This window comes from Hymenobacter sp. PAMC 26628 (assembly GCF_001562275.1).
Taxonomy (GTDB): Bacteria; Bacteroidota; Bacteroidia; order Cytophagales; family Hymenobacteraceae; genus Hymenobacter.
The window spans coordinates 880,091-897,230 of sequence record NZ_CP014304.1 but is presented as its reverse complement, the minus strand read 5'-3'; the positions used below and the strand labels follow the sequence as shown (position 1 = coordinate 897,230).

Sequence of the window (17,140 nt, the reverse complement as noted above, 5' to 3'; positions counted from 1 at the left end):
AAATAGTTTCTAATTCGCCTATTCGTACATATCGCGCGGGTCGGCCGCCGCCAATTCTATCAGAAACTGGCCGATGGCGCGGGTAGTGGCCGCCAGTACTGCGGCTCCTTTTTCAGCAGTAGCTTCGGCGGGGTCGCCGGCGCCGGTATCGGCGGTTACCTGGCTCCAGTCGCGCTGGGCCCACGCCCAGCCTTGCCGGAAGGCTTCAATGCGGAACGGCCGGGCGTGCCCCGGGCCGGCCTCCGCTAAGGGGCGCACCAGGGCCGGCGCAATGTGCAGCATGGCGCTGGTTTCAAGCGCGTCGGCATGGTCGCCGGGGGCCGTAAAAAACTGGCTGCGGTCCACGGTTTTAAACCAGTTGATGGTGCACAGGAACACGGTTGGGAACTCGGCCTGCAACTCGCGCAGGTGCTGGCGAAAGTCGTTGCCGCCGTGTCCGTTCAGCACCAGCAGCTTGGGAATGCCCTGGCGGGCCAGCACCTGCACCACGTCGCGCAGAATGGCGAGCTGCGTACTGGGATTCAAGTTAATGTCGAGGGTGATGTCCAACTGGCCGGTGTTCACGCCGAACGGAATGGTGGGCAGGACCACCACCTTGGCGCCGGCCTCCCAGGCCTGGCGCGCCGCCTCGGCGGCAATGTAGTCGCACTGGATGTTGTCGGTGGCGTAGGGCAGGTGGTAGTTGTGCGCTTCCGTGGCTCCCCAGGGCAGCACAACCACTTCATAGGCGGCGTCTTTCACGTACTGCCAGGTGGTTTCGGCCAGGATGTAGGGGCGGGGCGTCATGCGTAGTCGGGGCTGTTTAAATCAATAGAGAGGCATTTTAGGCCGTCATGCAGCGCGCAGCGAAGCATCTTTTTACAGTAGTAATCCTGATTAGTTACGCGGGAAAGATGCTTCGCTGCGCGCTGCATGACGGCCTATCCGAGCAACCCAACCTCTACACCACCGTCGGGAACCGGTTCACGTTTTTGTAATAAATGTAGACCGAGGGCTCCTTGCCAATGGAAGCGGCCCACTGCTGGCAGTAGGGGGCCATCCAGATGGCGTCGCCCTGCTGCACCGGGTACCACTGCTGGTCGAGCAGGTAGATGGCCTGGCCCTGCAAGTAAAGCAGGCCGTGCTCCATGACGTGGGTTTCGACCATCGGCAGGTTGCCGCCGGGCTGGTAGGTGAAAATGTTGACGGCCATGTCGAACCCCAACTCATTGGGCAGCAGCTCCTGGATGCGCAGGGCCTCGTCGTTCATGTAGACGGGGGCCCGGCTGTCGTCCTTTTCGCCCCACAGCACGCCGGGCGCCGGGTAGCCGTCGAGCGGCTCGTACACCTTGTGGAAGGTCAGGAGCTGGGTGCCGGGCGTGGCGTTTTGGAACAGGTAAGGCTGGCCAGTGGGCACGTACACGAATTGCCCGGCCGTCAGGGTTTTGTGGGTGCTGTCGGCGGCGGCTTCCACCTGGCCCGCCACCACGTAGAAGAAAATTTGCGAGGCCTGGGTCATGCCCGTCAGCTTGCCATCCGCCGTCAGCGTAACGAGCGTTTGGCAGAGCCGGGCCCCCATTTGCTCGTTGATGATGACGTTAACGGTGCAGTCCGTCCAGCCGGGCACGTTGCTGTTGATGTGGCCATCGGGCGCGATAAGGGCGTGGTTGCGCCGCACAACGGAGCGCGTGAGAGAGCCAAGTTTCATTTGGTTGACTTATGAATTAAAAATTGGGTGGTGAGAACGGGTGGCTGGTTTAGGCAAAGCTGGCGCTTGGGCGGCCACGGGCTCGCTGTTTCAAACCATTTTTAATTCTTCATTTTTAATTTTTAATTCAAAAATAAAGCGTTCGGCTACCTCCAGGGCCGCCGCCACGTCGGCCGCTTCCACGTTCTCCAAGGGGTTGTGGCTGATGCCTTTGTAGCAGCGGATGAACAGCATGGTGGCCGGCGCCACCGCCGACGCGGGCCCCGCGTCGTGGCCGGCGCCGCTCACCAGCCGCACTACGGGGTAGCCGCTGGCGGCAATGGCCTGGGCCAGCAGCTCGTTCAGGCCCGCGTCGCAGGCCACGGGCGCGGTGGCTTGCACCAGCTGCCAATCGAGTGCCAAGCCGCGCTGGTCGGCAATGGCCGCAGCTTGCGCGTGCAGGGCCCCGTAGGCCGCCGCCAGCTCGCCGGCGTTGGGGCTGCGCAGGTCGAGGCTGTGCACCACGTGGCCGGGAATGACGTTGCTGGCCGAATGGGCAATGCGCAGCTGGCCCACCGTGGCCACCAGGCCGCGGCCGTGGGCCAGCGCGAAGGCCTCGGCGGCGAGCACAAACTCGGCGGCGGCGGCCAGCGCATCCTGGCGGCGGGCCATGGGCACGGTGCCGGCGTGGCCGGCCATGCCCTGCCAGGCCAGTTCCACGCGCTGCTGCCCGGCCAGGGCCGTGACGAGCGCTACCGGCACGCCACTTTCCCACAGCACGGGGCCCTGCTCGATGTGCAGCTCGAAGTAGCCTAGCCACTCGGCGGCGGGCAGGGCCCCGGCGGGAATTTGCGCGGCGTCGCCGCCCATCGCGGCAATGGCCTGGGCCAGGGTAATGCCCTGGGCATCGGTTCTGGCCAGCAGCGCGGGGTCGAAGGCGCCGGTGACGACCTTGCTGCCCAAGTAGGTAGTGTGAAAACGCACGCCTTCCTCGTCGCTGAAGGCCATCAGCTCCAGGTTAAACGGCAAGTCAACTTGTTGCTGAATAATATTTTCCACCAGATTCAGCGCCATCAGCACGCCCAGGGGCCCATCGTACTTGCCGGCATTCACCACCGTGTCGATATGCGAAGCCAGCACGAAGGTTTGGGCCCCGGGGCGCCGGCTGGCCCACCGCCCGCGCAGGTTGCCGATGCCGTCGAGGCGCGTTTCCAGGCCCGCGGCTTCAAACCACCTTTGCACCAAATCGCGCCCGCGCACAAAAGCCGGCGTGCCGAAGGTGCGCGTCACAGTGGCGCCGGTATCGTCTTCGCTGATGGCCGCCAATTCCTCAATGCGGGCGAGGACGTGGGCGGTGCGGGTTTGATAATCGGTCATTTAAGAAAGTATTGTAAGAAGCTTGAAGCGTAGCGCCTCCGCGCGACGGGCCGCAAACATGGGCCCCTAGCGGCTCAGCAGCTGCCCGCGGTTGAGGTGTAGGAAATCGGGGTGGCGAAACACTTCCTCGCCGGCCAGGAACGTGTGCGTGACCACGCCCGCCAGCGTGCGGCCCAGGTAAGGCGAAACCTTGTGGCGGTGGTGCAGCAGCGCCTCAGTCACGGTGAACTGCATATCGGGGGCCAGCACCAGCAGGTCGGCGTCGTAGCCTTTGACAATCTGGCCCTTGCGGTGCGCCTGGCCGATGAGCCGGGCGGGGTTCGCACTCAGCCAGCGGGCCAGGTCGGGCAGCGTGGCGCCGCGCGTTTTGGCGGCCGTCCACAGCACGGGCAGGGCCAGCTGGAGCGAGGCGATGCCGCCCCAGGCGCTGGCGAAATCGCCGCTGGCGAGTTGCTTGAGGGCGGGCGGGGCGGGCGAGTGGTCGGTGGCCACGAAGTCGATGAGGCCGCTTTGCAGGGCCCCCCACAGCTGCTCGTTGTTGGCCCGCTCGCGGATGGGCGGCGCGCACTTGAACTGCGTCTGGCCGTCGGCGATGTCCTCGGCGTTGAAAAACAGGTAGTGCTGGCCGGTTTCCACGGTGATGGGCAGGCCGTGGGCCTTGGCTTCGGCAATGACTGCCAAGGAGTTGGCCGACGACAGGTGCACAATGTGCACGGGGCCCCCAAACTCGGCGCACAGCCGAACCATCAGCGCAATAGCCTTGTCTTCCCAGTTTTTGGGGCGCGAGGCCAGGTAGTTTTGGTACGACCGGGTATCGCCGCTTTTCCAGTCGTCGTTGTCTTCGGATAGCTCGCAATGCACCAGCAGCGGCAGGCCGTGGTGGGCCAGCAGCGGCATTACGCGCCGCAAATCCGCCTCGGTGGCGTTCGGAAAATCGTCGATGCCCGAATGCGTCAGAAAGGCCTTGAAACCCAGCACGCCGGCCGCAATCAGGGGCCCCACTTCGGCCGCGTTGCCCGGCACGATGCCGCCCCAGAAGCCCACGTTGGTGTGCAGCTGGCCCGCGGTGGCGGCTTGCTTCAGGCGCAGGCTTTCGACCGATGTAGTGACCGGCGCCGAGTTCAATGGCATGTCCACCAGCGTGGTAATGCCGCCGGCCAGCGCGGCACGGGTGCCGGTATCGAAGCCCTCCCAAGCGGTGCGGCCGGGCTCGTTGAGGTGCACGTGCGGGTCGATGACGCCGGGCAAGATGGCGGCGTCGCCCAGGTCGAGCACGGGGCCGGCCACGGGGGCCCCCACGGGCAGCACGTCGGCGATGCGGCCGCCGCGCAGCACCACCAGGGCCGGGCGCTGGCCGGCGGGCGTAACGACGGCGGTACTTTTCAGGGTTATATCCATCGGGCGGTGGCGGCGGGCGACTATCTTGCCGCTCCTTTTTTCGCCCCGCAAGCTACGCGCCATGCCCATTAAACTCGCCGCCAACGCCTACGGCAAAAACGCCGTGAATCTGTCGCGCGTCATCCGCCACGCCGGCCACCACGAGTTCCGCCAGGTATCGGTGAGCGTGCAGCTGACGGGCGACTTCGAAACGGCCCATACGCTGGGCGACAACGCCTTGATTCTGCCCACCGACACCCAGAAGAATACCGTGTACGCCCTAGCCAAGGAGCATTTCACGGGCCCCATCGAGGCGTTTGGACTGGTACTGGCGCGGCATTTCGTGAGCCGCAACCCGCAGGTGCACCAGGCGCGCATCGAAATCGTGGAGCACTTGTACCAGCGCATGGTGTTCGACGGCCACAGCCACCCGCACGCCTTCACCGGCGGCTCGGAGAAGCGCCGCGCCGTGGTGGTGCTGCGCGCCGGCGGGGCCCCACCCACTGTGTACGCCGGTTTGAAAGGCCTGCTGCTGCTCAAAACCGCCGGTTCGGGCTTCGTGGGCTACCCCAAAGACGAGTTCACGGTGCTGCCCGAAACCACCGACCGCATCCTGGCCACCGAGTGCGAGGCCGAGTGGGAATACACCACCGCCGACCTCGATTTTGAGGCCCAGTACCAGCAAATCCGCACCAACCTGCTGCGCACGTTTGCCGGCCACCATAGCCTGTCGGTGCAGCACACGCTCTTCGCCATCGGCGAAAACATCCTGAAAGAGAACGAGCTAGTCAAGGAAATCAGCCTCGTCATGCCCAACAAGCACCACGTTCCCTTCAACCTGGAGCCCTTCGGCCAAGCCAACACCAACGAAGTATTTGTGGCGACGGACGCGCCGTTTGGCTACATCACCGGCACGGTGGTGCGGGAGTGATTTCTTAATGTGGATACAATTTGGAAATGAAGCTATTGAGTAGTTCTATTGAACGTCAGGCAGAGCGCAGCGAAGCATCTTTACCGCGTAACTAATTATGATTACTGCCACAGTAGAGATGCTTCGCTGCGCTCTGCCTGACGTTCAATAGGATTTTCACATCTCCCACATTACTCCCATTTCCATCTCAGTAAAAATGCCCTTCCCTCCCCGCGACTTGCCTGCTTGGGCCCTGGCGGCCGCCGCTTTGCGGGCCGGCCAACCGGCGGCGCTGCTGTGCGTGCTGCGGAGCGAAGGCAGCAGCCCCGGCCGCCAGGGCTTCAAAATGGCCGTGACGGACGCGGCCACGGCGGGTTCCATCGGCGGCGGCATCATGGAGCATAAGTGGGTGGAGCTGGCCCGCCAGCGCCTGCGGGCCGGCGACGCCGCGCCGATGCTGCGCCCCCAGGTGCACCGGCTGGGGGCCCCGGCCGACCGCTCGGGCATGATGTGCTCGGGCGAGCAGGAGGTGCTGCTGTGGCCCCTCACCCCCGCCGATTTGCCGGCCGTGGCGGCCATCGAAGCGGCCCTGGGGGCCCTGGGCAGTGGGGCGTTTGAACTGAGCGAAGCCGGCGGCCTGCGGGTGCTGCCCGGGGCCCCGGCCACGTTCTACGATTACCAGCCGGGGCCCGGCTGGCGCTACCGCGAGCAGCTGGGGTTCCGCGACCAGCTCACCATCGTGGGGGGCGGGCACGTGAGCCGGGCCCTGGCGCGGGCCGCCGGGGCCCTGGATTTTGAAATTACCGTGCTCGACGACCGCCCCGACCTGCCCACGCTGGCCGCCAACGACGACGCCCACCACCGCCACGTGCTGGGCAGCTACGAGGCGTTGGCCGCCGCCGTGCCCCCGGGGCCCCACCGCTACGTGGTGGTGATGACCGTAGGCTACCGCACCGACGCCGTGGCCCTGCGCCAGCTGCTGGGCCACCAGTGCTGCTACTTGGGCGTGATGGGCAGCGCCGCCAAAGTGGCCGAGCTGCGCCGCGTGCTGGCCGAAGAAGGCTTTCCGGCCACCGAGTTGGCCCGGCTGCGGGGGCCCATCGGTGTGCCCATTGGCAGCCGCACGCCCGCGGAAATTGCCGTGAGCGTGGCCGCCGAGCTGATTGCGGTGCGGAATGGGGCCCCGGGAGCCGGCCAGTAGCGCTACGGCTTCTCGCCGTCGGCCTCGCCCCCGCCGCCGTTGGCCGAGCCGTCCACATTGCCGCCCTGGAAGTAGTTTTCCGTGAAGATGCGGTAGCGGTCGAAGATGGAGCGCACCGAGCGCACGAGCACCACCTCGCCGCGCAGGCCCTCGGGCACGGTTACGCCCGAGGCGTAGCCGTTCCAGACGGCGCGGTTGGTTTTGGCGTCGATGAGGGTGACGAGCAGCGTGCCCTCGGCCAGCAGCAGGCGCACGGGCTGGTACACGTGGCGCTGCTCATCGGGGGTTTCGTCCTCCTCGGCGTCGTTATTTTTCACCCACGTGGTCAGCTCCTCCTGGTTGAAGCCGTGGAAGTGCATGTCGCCCTCAAAAATGCGGAAGCTCACCAGCAAATCGGGGCGGTTGGTGCCGCGCGCCGGGCGGTAGCCCTGGCTGCGCATGCGCTGCCGGATGGCGTCGCGCAGGGTTTCGCCCAGGTGGCTGGTGTCGGCGGACAGGCCCGTGCCGGTGATGAAACTGTAGGAGCGGTAGCGCCGGAACCGGCCGCCGTAGCTGTAGTCCGACTCGACGCGGGCTTCGCGTGCCGCAATGCAGCCCGGTAGCAAGCCGGCCGCCAGCAGGCAGCCCAGCCAAAAAGCAAGGGTAAATTTCATTTCAAATGGGAGGAAAAGAAGATTGGACTTCCAAGTTACAAAACCTCACCCAATTTCCACGCACCGCCGCATACATAACGCATTCATAATACAGGCACTACCTCCGGCCGCTCGCCCGGGGCCCCGGGTACCGTTTTGGGGCCCCGGGCATCCCCTTTTGGCTCTCTCCGCGAAGCCCACCGGGCCTGGTGGGCCGGGCCGCGCCCGCCCAAGCCCGCACCCGGGGCCCCCAGACGCCGCCATTTCATTTGCCGGCTGGCCGGTTTTCTTCGCCGAAACCAGCGCCGAGAGCTAGGCCGCGGTGCCGGTTTCGGCCAGGGCCACGGGCTGCATGTAGGCGTGCTTCACGGCCGGGAATTCCTGCTTGATGGCGGCGTGGATGCGCCCGATGGCCTCGGTGATGGCGGCCGTCGTCAGGTCGGGGCGGAAGGCGACGCCCTGCACCAGCGTGATTTCCTCGGGGCCCAGGTAGATGGTAGCGATGCGCATGGCCTTCGCCACAGCCGCGTCGGCCTCGGTGAGGGCCACGAGGCGGCGGCGGGTGGCGGCGTTCACGCCTTCGCCCAGCAGCAAGCTCTTGCTTTGGGCGGCCAGGGCCCCGGCCACGCCCATCAGCAGCAGCCCGATGAGGATGGACGCCCCGCCGTCGAAGTACGGGTTGTTCAGCATATGGCCCAGGAACACGCCAAAAAAGGCAATGACCAGCCCTAGTACGTCGGAGGCGTCCTCAAAAAGCACCGTAAACGTGGCGGCGTCCTTGCTGCTTTTCAGGGCGGCCCAAAACGACTGCGCGCCCCGCTGCGCGTTGAAGGCGCGCCAGGCGGTGCGCAGCGAGTAGCCATCCAGGGCAAAGGCGATGCCCAGCACGATGTAGTTCCAAAACGGGTCCTTCATCGGCTCGGGGTGCCGCAGGTGGGTCACGCCTTCGTAAAAGGACAGGCCGCCGCCGACCGCAAAAATCAGCAGCGCCACCACGTACGACCAGAAATACTGCTCGCGGCCGTAGCCGAAGGGCCGGTGCTCGTCGGGCGGGCGCTGGCTGCGGCGCAGGCCCAGCAGCAGCAGCAACTCGTTGCCGGTATCAACGAGCGAGTGGATGCCCTCGGAAAGCATGGCCGAGCTGCCCGTGATGCCGGCGGCCACAAACTTGGTAGCGGCAATGCCCAGGTTGGCCGCCAGCGCTGTGTAAAGCGCCGTATTAGAAGATGCCATGCGTTTCTGATTAGCGCGGCTACCGGCCGCTGGCGCCTTTAACGCGGCTGGGGCCCTACCGGTAGCCGGCGGCTTGCAGCGCAAACAGCTCGGCGTAGCGGCCGCCCTTAGCCAGCAGCTCTTCGTGGGAGCCAATCTCCACGAACTGGCCGTTTTCGATGACCAGGATGCGGTCGGCCATACGCACGGTGCTGAAGCGGTGGCTGATGAGGACGGCAGTTTTGCCCTGGGTCAGCTCCTTGAAGCGCTCGAAGACTTCAAACTCGGCGCGGGCGTCGAGGGCGGCGGTAGGCTCGTCGAGGATCAGGAGCTGGGCGTCGCGCATGTAGGCGCGGCCGAGGGCGATTTTTTGCCATTCGCCGCCGCTCAGGTCCACGCCGCCGTTGAAGCGGCGGCCAATCATCTGGTCGTAGCCGCCGGGCAGCTTGGCAATTACCGAATCGGCGAGGCTTTGGTGGGCGGCGGTTTCGATGCGGGACTGGTTGTCGCGCTGGTCGATGCGGCCCACGGCCAGGTTCTGGCCGGCCGGCAGCTGGAAGCGCACAAAATCCTGGAAGATGACGCCAATTTCCTGGCGCAGCTCGGCGGGGTCGTACTCGCGCAAATCGTGGCCGTCGAGCAGGATGCGGCCTTCGGCGGGGTCGTAGAGGCGGGCCAGGAGCTTGACGAGCGTGGTTTTGCCGGCCCCGTTCTCGCCCACCAGCGCCAGCTTTTCGCTGGCCCGCAGCGCAAACGAGAGGTTGCGAATGGCCCATTTTGTACCATTCTTGTACTGGAACCCGACGTTTTCAAACTGAAACCCCTGCTGAATGGGGCGCGGGAACGGCCGGGCCGTTTCGACGCCCACCGCTTGGCGCGTGATTTTCGGCCGCAGGGCAAAGAAATCAAAGAAATCCTGTAAGTACAAGGCCCCATCGGCCACCGAGCTGAAGCGGCTCAAAATGCCTTCGAGCAGGCCCCGGAGCCGCGCAAACGAACCGGCCAGAAAGGTAAGCTGCCCGATGGAGATTTGCCCGGCCACGGCCCGCGCCAAAATGTAGACGTAAGCCCCGTAGTAGCCGGCCGCGCCCACCGCCGCGAACACCGTGCCCCAGCCGGCCCGCCGCAGCGCCAGGCCCTTGTTTTGGGCGTAAAACTGGTCGGAAAGCGTGCGGAAGCGGTCCACCAGGAAAGCGGAAAGGCCAAAGATTTTTACCTCCTTGGCCGTTTCGTCGGAGGCCCCGGTCTGGCGCAGGTAGTCCAGCTCGCGGCGCTCGGGCGTCCAGGAGTGGCTCAGCGAGTAGCTGCGCTCGTTGAAGTGGCTCTCGCCGAGGAAGGCCGGCACCACAGCCAGCAGCAGCAGCCCCAGCAGCCACGGCTGGAAGGCCACCAGCCCGGCAGCCAGCAGCACGAGCGTCACGGCGTCCTGGCCCTGGGCCAGCACCTGGCTCATCAGCACCGAGCGCGAGAGCGTCTGGCGGCGCGCGCGCTCCAGCTTGTCGTAAAAAGTGCTGTCCTCGAACTGGTCCAGGTCCAGCTCGGCGGCGTGCTCCATGAGGCGGATGGAGGAGGCGTTGGCAAACAGGTCGCCGAGTAGCGAATCAAGCAGGGCCACGGCGCGGCCCGAGGCGTCGGCCAGCAGCACGAGGCCAAACTCCAGGGCCACCAGGGCCCCCACGGGCCCCAGGGCCCGGTCGGCGGCGGGCAGCCGCGTGAGCTGCACCACGTCGTCGAGGATGAGTTTGCCCACGTAGAGCGTAGCCAGCGGCAGCGCGGCGCGTAGCAAGCGCAGCAGCACGTTGCCCACCGTGAGGGCCGGGCTGGTGTACCAGATAAGTTTGAGGAAGGCCGGCAGGTGGCGCAGGGCCCCCACCCGCTCGCGCACGCTCACGGCAGGCTTCTCGGGGCCCCGGCCGCCGTTCGGATTTTTGGCGGAGATATTTTTCAGAAAGTCAAGCATTACCGGGCCCCGGGCAAGGTTGGGGCCGGAAGGCACGGGCCGCCGTTTTGGCAGGGCACAGTCGTGGCCTTACCGGATTATTCTAACTTAGAGCGGTTTCGTGGTCAGGGTCTACAGGCAGGGTTTTTTTTGCAGCATGAAACCGTACTCACCCGATTTACGCGAACGAATAGCGGCCGCCTGTGCGGCGGGCAATACCTCCATCAGCCAAGTAGCTGTCCGGTTCAGCGTGTCGCTTTCGTTTGTCAACAAACTGCTCAAGCGCCAGCGTACGAGCGGCTCACTGGCGGCCTTGCCCCACCGGGGCGGTCCGTCGCCGCTGCCCGACGCCGACGCCCGCCCCCCCCTGGCGGCCTGCGTGGCCCGGCAGCCCGATGCGACGCTCGACGAGTTGCGCGGGCACCTGGCGGCCAGCGGTGGCCCGGCGGTGGGGCGCACCACCCTCTGGCAGGGCCTGCAGGCCCTGCATTTGCGGCGCCAAAAAAGAGTGTCCACGCCGCCGAGCGCGACACCGAACGGGTGAAGCAGCTGCGCCGGGACTTTCTCGAAGCGTTGCCGGGCCAGGACGTGACCCGGTTCAAGTTCGTGGACGAAACCAGCGCGAACCTGACTTACACCCGCCGCTACGGCCGCGCCCCGGGCGGCCGGCAGGTGGCCCGGGCCGCTGCATAGCGGCCCGAACGTGACGGTGATTGCCGCCTGCACGACCCAGGGCGTCGAGGCGGTCATGGAACTGAACGGGGCCGTCGATACGGCCGCCTTTGCCGTCTACCTCGACCAGGTGCCGGGGCCCACGCTGGCACCCGGCGACGTGGCCGTGCTCGACAACCTGCGCGTGCACAAAGCCCCGGGCCGGGCCGAATTGGTGGAAAAGCGCGGCGCCCGTCTCTTGTTCCTGCCGCCCTAGTCGCCCGACTTTACGCCGGTGGAATTGGCCTTTAGCAAGCTTAAAACCTTCCTGCGCACGGCCCAGGCCCGCACCCGGCAGGCCCTGACCGACGCCGTGCGGGCCGCCCTGGGCTGGATTAACGAGGAAGATGCCATAAATTGGTTTCACCACTGCGGCTATCATGTACACTGACTACGAATCTGCTCTAGCCTGTACTATCTAAATGTATAAATTTAAAAAACGGCACCTAAACCATTGCTTACTCAAAGCAATAGTTTCATCCCCCTCAATAGCCAAAAGCCTATTATACAGTGCGCACTACCGCTGCTTTCCCACCATCACCAACCTAACATGAGAAGCTGCGCAACGAAAATGTCTTCAGGCGCCAAAGACCAGCTAAACAATACCCAAGTATATTTCGGTCAATTTATGTGCGTCCGCGAGCATGCTGCATTATCAAAAATTCTACCTATTCTTAAACCATCTCCAACTTTCCTTAGACAACATCTAAGCAATAAAAGAAAACACGCAATGCCATTCAAACCAGCCCTTTACAAAATCAAATTTATGCTCAAGCATTGCCTCTTGCCTTTGGCACTATTACCCATCTTAGCAGCGTGTTCAGCTAACCAAGAACTATTAACACGGGAGCCAAGCACCGCCCGTTACAAGCGCGAAGGCCATATTAGCCAAGTGCCAACCAGGGCAGTGTATAAAGGGGGGCAACCCGATGGTACCGATGTACTCACCATCATCGTGGGGCGCTCTCCCCGCCCCGGCGACGGTTCCTTCATCGTTAGCTACGCCAAGCCGACTGGCGCACCAATCTCAGGATACAGAGCTACCGTACTCACGTATACTTACGTGGAAAACTCAGTAGTAATTGGCACCAACTACAGTGCCCATCTACGCGGTACGCTAACCCCAACGCCGCGCGGAGGATATTCCGGCACGTTCCACGGAACGCGCTTAGGCGATGAATCCGACAAACGCAGCACCATTAAGGGCACATTTACAGATGTACGCCCATGATTTATGACTTTCGCAATGCTCAATATTTAGTAGCGAAATAAATTGACTGCGTTTATTTCGAATATATATAGCGGATTCGCGAACGGTTCGCCCACTTTTTAGGAGGGTTGGGTGTGGTAACCGCAGTGGTCAAACCAGTTTCGGGCGTCTTGACCGGTAATCCAGTCGACCGCTTCACGCAGGGCCGCTTGCAGGGCTTCGTACGAGCGGGCCACGCAGGCGCGCAACTTGGTTTTGAGCTTGCTCCAGGCCTGTTCGACAGGGGAAAAGTCAGGCGAGTAGGGTGGCAGGAACAGCACCTCTACGCCGCGCCCGGCCAGCCACGCGCGCAGCCCGCCAATCTTATGCACAGCCAGGTTGTCGAGTACCAGTACGTCGCCCGGGCGCAGGGTGGGGGCCAGGCAATGGGCCACGTACAAGGCGAAGCTACGCTGGGGGAGCGCCCCTTTTAGCACTTGCACCGCGCCCAAGCCGCGTACGGATAGCGCCCCGATGAGCGTCAGCGACGAGCCGCGCCGCAGCGGTACGGCCCCGCCCACGCGCCGTCCGCCGATGGCGCGGCCGTGGGTACGGGCATAGTCCAGGCGCAGGCCCGTTTCGTCCAGGAAGTGAAAGCGCGCCACGTCCGGCCGGGTGCAGACCTGGTCGACGTGCTGATGACGGGCCGTGCGTACCCGCTCGGTGTCCCGCTCAGCCGCGTGCAGGCTTTTTTTTTCGTCGTAAGTCGTGCTCCTCCAGCACCTGCCAGATACAGGTCTGGCCCACGGGCCGCCCGCCGCTGGTCTGCCAAGCGCGGTTTACTTCGGCCAGCGTCGCGTCCGGGTGCTGCCGCACATACGCGACCAGCCAAGCCCGGGCCGCCGCGTCGAGGTAGCGGGCGCGCCCGCCCGTGGCTGGTTTGGGCGCCAGGGCGCCGGTGGCGGCCTGGCGGCGCACCAGGTCCTTGACGAAAGAGCGGCTTACGCCGAAATGCCGGGCTACGGCCGCCTTTTGGGCCCCGGGCTGCTGGCAGGCCGCGGCCACGCGGGTGCGTAAATCAAGCGAGTACGGATGCATACACCCGCCTACGGCCGTCAGTCGATAATGGCTGAACTGTTCGCGAATCCGCTATAATATATTATTTATAATTTATATAAATCAACAAACAATAATAGAATATTCTTAAATCAAAGTGTGGACGTGAAATCTCATGATTAGCTAATAGCAAGATCTGACTTGCATAAAAGTTTAGGCCCAAGAAGTCTTTGATCAGTACCGAACTAATTTTCGCACCGATCCAAAACGCTGCTCCGGTATCTTTTTGCGCTTAACACAACGAATAGACTATTATCTATCAAGCATTACTACAGACAGCAGACTCTTGATTAATAAAAAACCCTAACCTTTTAAAAAACCCAATAGGTGTCAGGTATTCCTCCCATATTTCCCTGAGCCTTTTTTGCAAATCGATAAAATCCTTTTCCGAAATATTGTCATGAAATTTAACCACGGCATCGGCTATTCTATCTATATCCTTTTCTTCTACCCAAACACAAAGACTTTTCCAATCAATTAGATTATCAAAAGGCAAAGTGCTATCCGTATTTACAAATACAGGAATTCTTCCGCAGCATAGCGTCTCAAAAAAACGGACCGAATTATTTCCTAAACCACGAACACATAAAGTATAATCACTTTCTATTATATTTTCGACGAATTTAGTTCTGAAATCTTCATTGCTTTCTGCGGTATCCCCGGTATTCATACCCTTAGGACCGAAAGCAAAATTACTTTTTAATCTAAAATTAGGGATAATCGTCGTTGCTTTTTGCAGACCTATTATTGCCCTTGCCCGGTACGAGTGGGAAATTCTATCTGGGTACTTTTGCAGTATTCCGGCATAGTTAGCAACCAGTTTTGCAATTCCAACTATCTTTTCCCTACCCATTTTAATGTTTAGGGGAGGCGCGTAACCGCAAAAACCTACAACTGGTTTAACATTTTTATTTCGTAACTTAAGTTCGCCATTACTATATCTTTCTAAGAAATCTTCGAAGAAATGTGGCCAAGGGTAGACATTGACAGCTTGTTTCGATTTACTTATTGCACTGTTAAATATAATTGCATTCTTAACCGGAATATTAATTTCCAAAACGTCATGGCCAACAAAAATTAATATTTTTTTTCCTGCCCTCTCTACCTCTTCTATAAATCCGCTTATCGCTTCTTCAAATTTTGACTGATCACTAATTACATCATAAAATATTGGCAACAAGCAGGCATCACATTCCTCGATACTTGTTAGTTCCAGAAACGACTTCCCTAAGTTCAAGAAATCATCGTATCTGCCGTGCCGAATTGACTCAGCATCCGCTTCAAAATTTCCGATAAAAGGAATCAACAGTTCAACGGGTTCGCCTTTATTTAAAAGGCTCAGATCCGTATAAAGTTTTAGTTTCATGTTTATATCGTTTAAAAGTTCTAGAGCTTTAGTATAAGTGGGAAATATATAAATATATTTTAATGATCAATATTAATAAAATCAATTTAATATAATATTAAAATATTTATAATTTTTCCGAGTAAAGCAATATAAATTTTAGAACAAACCAACGCGCTTTCCTACAAAAAGGACGAACGAAGCTTATTACGCATAAGCAAATGTAAGGTTTGTTGCAAACGTTTTAACCAGTACACTACGAACGGATTAGTGAATATTTTTATCTTCTTATTGGTATACAAACGATTACGAACCTTAGCAACATAGCACATTTTATATCTAAATAGCTTTAAAACGATATTATTTTTACAACCGTCTCAGTTACGAATATCGTTGCTATAGCTACACTATGTTATGCATTTGTGAGCGAAATCGATGGGTGTAGAAATGACTGGTCGTGCTCACCCCAGCGACGTGACCGACGACGGATGATCCTGTCTAATTGCCGTATTTACTATTAGTGCGCGAAGATGCGGGGCAACGTTAGTACCCACCGTGCGAATTATTTAAGGCTTTGCGCTACGTAATTCGCACGGGCTGCAATTAGCGGGGTTCCTCCCCCACAATTTACCCCCGTGGGCCCCGCGTTACCAGCAATGGTCCCGCGGGCGCGAGGCGCGCGTCTTTCCAGGCGCTGACCGACGATTTGTGTTAAGTGCTACGGCTGATCAAGCCCTACCCCGCCGGACCCAGTGCGGTGGTGTTTAACTCGCACACACTACTGAGCACCCCGAAAAGCGGTTCCCGTGCCAGTTACGACGGGGCCAAGCGGCGCAAAGGCAGCAAGGTGCACGCGGCCGTCGACACGCTAGATGTATGGCCGGCTGGCCGCCGCCGTGATACCAGCCAACCAACAAGAGCGGGCCCAGGTAGGCCTATTGGCTGAAAAAGTACAGCTCGCGTCCGGTCAAAGCGTTACGCTGGCCTACACCAACCAAGAATACACCGGCGACACGCCGGCACAGGAGCACCACGTTGGCTTGCAACTTGTGAAGCTCAGGCAAGCCAAACACGGCGTTGCACTGGTGCCCCGTCGCTGGGAGACGGAGCACAACCTGAGTTGGAGCGCCAGCTACAAACGCATGGTTGTGAGTTTGTAGCGACTCCATAACTTGGCCTTTGTTGGAATTATGCTTTCCAAAGCCAATATGCTTAATTTGCTCACAAACACACAACACCGTCTAGCTGTAAATAGGCTAGGGCACTCCCGCAGTGCTAAAACTTACTTCCCCGCTACCAGTGGGCGGAAAAAAGACTCCAACTCGTTGGCCAGGATGGCGTGGTCTTCCACGTTGGGATGGCCGCCGCAGCCGTGGGCTTGCATGGGCTGGAAGAAGTAAAGGGCCACGGGCGGATCGGCGGGACGGCCGGCTTCGGTTTGGGTTTTGATGGCCGTCAGGCAGTTTTGCAGCTTCGTGCGGTTTTGGCCGTTGACCATCGGGCTGCTGAGCAGGGCGATGCGGGCTTGGGGGTACTTTGATTTCACTAATCCCACAAAGTCGATGTAGCGGCCCACGAACTGAGCACTGTCAAAGGGCAGGCGCGGGCGCTTGCCGTCGCCGTTGCTGAAGTCGTTGGTGCCAAGTGCGATGCTGACAACTATGGGCGTGAACGTGGCAAAATCCCAACGCTGAGGGCTGGCTTCCTGAAAATCCGTTTTTTCATACACTTGGGGCATGGTGGGCCCATCGCTGTTCCAGTTGCGATAGGCCCCGATGCCGCTGACGCTGCTCAGCATGAAGCGCGTTTTCAGGGCCCGGGCCACCCGGGGCCCGTAGGCCTGGTAGGCGTTGTGCTGGTCGTGGTAGGCGCCGGTGCCGCAGGGCACTTCCGACGCATCCATAGCCGCGCCGCAGGTGATGCTGTTGCCGATGAACTCGATGAGCGGCGCGGCCGGCTCGCGCAAGGCTTTCACCCGCTGACCCGTGATTTTCTGGATGAAGATGGGTCCCGTGTGGGCCTCGGTGGCCTTGTACACCCACACCGTGTGCCGGCCCGGGCTGGGGGCCGTTAGCACCAGCGGGGTTTTTGCGTTGCCATCGATGCGCAGGCGGCGCTGATACACACCGTCCAGCTCGTATTGCAGGTAGTTGTGGTCATCAGCGCCCGGCAGGGACGCAAATATTTCACACTGCGTGCCCTCGAAGCTGAACCCGAAGTGCACCGCCGAGCTGATGAGCTCCAACTGCCCCGCCGCGGTGAGGCGGTAGCGGCCGTAGGCCGGCAAGGCGGTGGCGGGCAGGGTGCTGGGACCCTTGGCAGGCACGGCGGCGGGCGCGGCACTCAGGCCCAGGCCACAAAAAGCGAGGAGTACGTACTTGTTGAGCATTCTCATTGTGAAGCGGGCGGCCGTGGCCGCGGGGAGGGGCCCCGAGCACGGCGGCGAAGGTAGCACGGCGGGCCAG

19 protein-coding genes are annotated in these 17,140 nt (G+C 61.2%); 8 read left to right on the top strand and 11 right to left on the bottom strand.

The genetic code is table 11. The annotated features are described in order from the left end of the window. Positions 1 to 18: 18 nt before the first annotated feature. The 4 genes from AXW84_RS04245 to allB form a co-directional block, all read right to left on the bottom strand. Positions 19 to 786 carry a creatininase family protein gene (locus AXW84_RS04245; RefSeq protein WP_068229150.1) on the bottom strand — a complete coding sequence of 256 codons (768 nt, stop codon included), beginning with the start codon at positions 784 to 786 and terminating at the stop codon, positions 19 to 21. Positions 787 to 940: 154 nt separating this feature from the next. Further along, complete coding sequence (gene allE, locus AXW84_RS04240; protein ID WP_068229148.1) at positions 941 to 1,687, bottom strand: (S)-ureidoglycine aminohydrolase; 747 nt, start codon at positions 1,685 to 1,687, stop codon at positions 941 to 943. 90 nt (positions 1,688 to 1,777) lie between these two features. Then, the gene (locus AXW84_RS04235; RefSeq protein ID WP_068229145.1) at positions 1,778 to 3,043 is read right to left on the bottom strand and encodes a Zn-dependent hydrolase; all 1,266 of its coding nucleotides are present in this window, start codon (positions 3,041 to 3,043) and stop codon (positions 1,778 to 1,780) included. 66 nt (positions 3,044 to 3,109) lie between these two features. Further along, on the bottom strand, positions 3,110 to 4,441 hold the full coding sequence (gene allB, locus AXW84_RS04230; protein WP_068229142.1) for an allantoinase AllB: 1,332 nt from the start codon (positions 4,439 to 4,441) through the stop codon (positions 3,110 to 3,112). Between the two features lie 61 nt (positions 4,442 to 4,502). Here allB and pucL point away from each other — a divergent pair, with 61 nt between their 5' ends. Continuing rightward, entirely contained in the window at positions 4,503 to 5,351 is an 849-nt protein-coding gene (pucL, locus tag AXW84_RS04225; protein ID WP_068229139.1) for a factor-independent urate hydroxylase, read from the top strand. Between the two features lie 196 nt (positions 5,352 to 5,547). After that, positions 5,548 to 6,531 (top strand): XdhC family protein, encoded by a 984-nt coding sequence (locus tag AXW84_RS04220; RefSeq protein WP_068229136.1) that lies wholly within the window; start codon positions 5,548 to 5,550, stop codon positions 6,529 to 6,531. A gap of 2 nt (positions 6,532 to 6,533) precedes the next feature. Here AXW84_RS04220 and AXW84_RS04215 read toward each other — a convergent pair whose 3' ends face one another. The 3 genes from AXW84_RS04215 to AXW84_RS04205 all read right to left on the bottom strand — a co-directional run bounded on the left by AXW84_RS04215 (position 6,534) and on the right by AXW84_RS04205 (position 10,335). Beyond that, on the bottom strand, positions 6,534 to 7,184 hold the full coding sequence (locus tag AXW84_RS04215) for a DUF4136 domain-containing protein (protein WP_068229133.1): 651 nt from the start codon (positions 7,182 to 7,184) through the stop codon (positions 6,534 to 6,536). Between the two features lie 291 nt (positions 7,185 to 7,475). After that, complete coding sequence (locus tag AXW84_RS04210) at positions 7,476 to 8,396, bottom strand: cation diffusion facilitator family transporter (protein WP_068229130.1); 921 nt, start codon at positions 8,394 to 8,396, stop codon at positions 7,476 to 7,478. Between the two features lie 55 nt (positions 8,397 to 8,451). Continuing rightward, positions 8,452 to 10,335 (bottom strand): ABC transporter ATP-binding protein, encoded by a 1,884-nt coding sequence (locus AXW84_RS04205; RefSeq protein ID WP_082773692.1) that lies wholly within the window; start codon positions 10,333 to 10,335, stop codon positions 8,452 to 8,454. A 136-nt stretch (positions 10,336 to 10,471) separates the two neighbouring features. Here AXW84_RS04205 and AXW84_RS04200 point away from each other — a divergent pair, with 136 nt between their 5' ends. From AXW84_RS04200 to AXW84_RS24460, 5 genes are all read left to right on the top strand, one after another. After that, positions 10,472 to 10,858, top strand: a complete 387-nt coding sequence (locus tag AXW84_RS04200; RefSeq protein ID WP_068229127.1) for a helix-turn-helix domain-containing protein — start codon at positions 10,472 to 10,474, stop codon at positions 10,856 to 10,858. Next, positions 10,855 to 11,007: a hypothetical protein gene (locus AXW84_RS24475; protein WP_157886806.1), complete on the top strand. Its 153-nt coding sequence runs from the start codon at positions 10,855 to 10,857 to the stop codon at positions 11,005 to 11,007. Before AXW84_RS04200 ends, AXW84_RS24475 begins: the two co-directional genes overlap by 4 nt. A 10-nt stretch (positions 11,008 to 11,017) precedes the next feature. Further along, positions 11,018 to 11,242: a transposase gene (locus AXW84_RS24470; RefSeq protein ID WP_157886805.1), complete on the top strand. Its 225-nt coding sequence runs from the start codon at positions 11,018 to 11,020 to the stop codon at positions 11,240 to 11,242. Between the two features lie 18 nt (positions 11,243 to 11,260). Further along, positions 11,261 to 11,416 carry a hypothetical protein gene (locus tag AXW84_RS24465; RefSeq protein ID WP_157886804.1) on the top strand — a complete coding sequence of 52 codons (156 nt, stop codon included), beginning with the start codon at positions 11,261 to 11,263 and terminating at the stop codon, positions 11,414 to 11,416. 159 nt (positions 11,417 to 11,575) lie between these two features. Continuing rightward, entirely contained in the window at positions 11,576 to 12,256 is a 681-nt protein-coding gene (locus tag AXW84_RS24460; protein ID WP_157886803.1) for a hypothetical protein, read from the top strand. 98 nt (positions 12,257 to 12,354) lie between these two features. Here the strand turns inward: AXW84_RS24460 and AXW84_RS04190 are convergent, their stop codons facing one another. From AXW84_RS04190 to AXW84_RS23865, 3 genes are all read right to left on the bottom strand, one after another. Then, positions 12,355 to 12,960: an IS630 family transposase gene (locus AXW84_RS04190; protein WP_071890971.1), complete on the bottom strand. Its 606-nt coding sequence runs from the start codon at positions 12,958 to 12,960 to the stop codon at positions 12,355 to 12,357. Further along, complete coding sequence (locus AXW84_RS04185) at positions 12,947 to 13,312, bottom strand: transposase (protein ID WP_204248420.1); 366 nt, start codon at positions 13,310 to 13,312, stop codon at positions 12,947 to 12,949. The genes AXW84_RS04190 and AXW84_RS04185 overlap by 14 nt, the downstream gene beginning before the upstream one ends. 277 nt (positions 13,313 to 13,589) lie before the next feature. Further along, a complete protein-coding gene (locus AXW84_RS23865) occupies positions 13,590 to 14,696 on the bottom strand; it encodes an exostosin domain-containing protein (RefSeq protein WP_082773691.1) in 1,107 nt (368 codons plus the stop codon). Between the two features lie 851 nt (positions 14,697 to 15,547). On the opposite strand from AXW84_RS23865, the gene AXW84_RS23000 reads away from it, so the two are divergent. Continuing rightward, the gene (locus AXW84_RS23000) at positions 15,548 to 15,835 is read left to right on the top strand and encodes a hypothetical protein (RefSeq protein ID WP_071890966.1); all 288 of its coding nucleotides are present in this window, start codon (positions 15,548 to 15,550) and stop codon (positions 15,833 to 15,835) included. Between the two features lie 122 nt (positions 15,836 to 15,957). Here AXW84_RS23000 and AXW84_RS04175 read toward each other — a convergent pair whose 3' ends face one another. Beyond that, positions 15,958 to 17,070 (bottom strand): SGNH/GDSL hydrolase family protein, encoded by a 1,113-nt coding sequence (locus AXW84_RS04175; protein ID WP_082773690.1) that lies wholly within the window; start codon positions 17,068 to 17,070, stop codon positions 15,958 to 15,960. Positions 17,071 to 17,140: the final 70 nt, after the last annotated feature.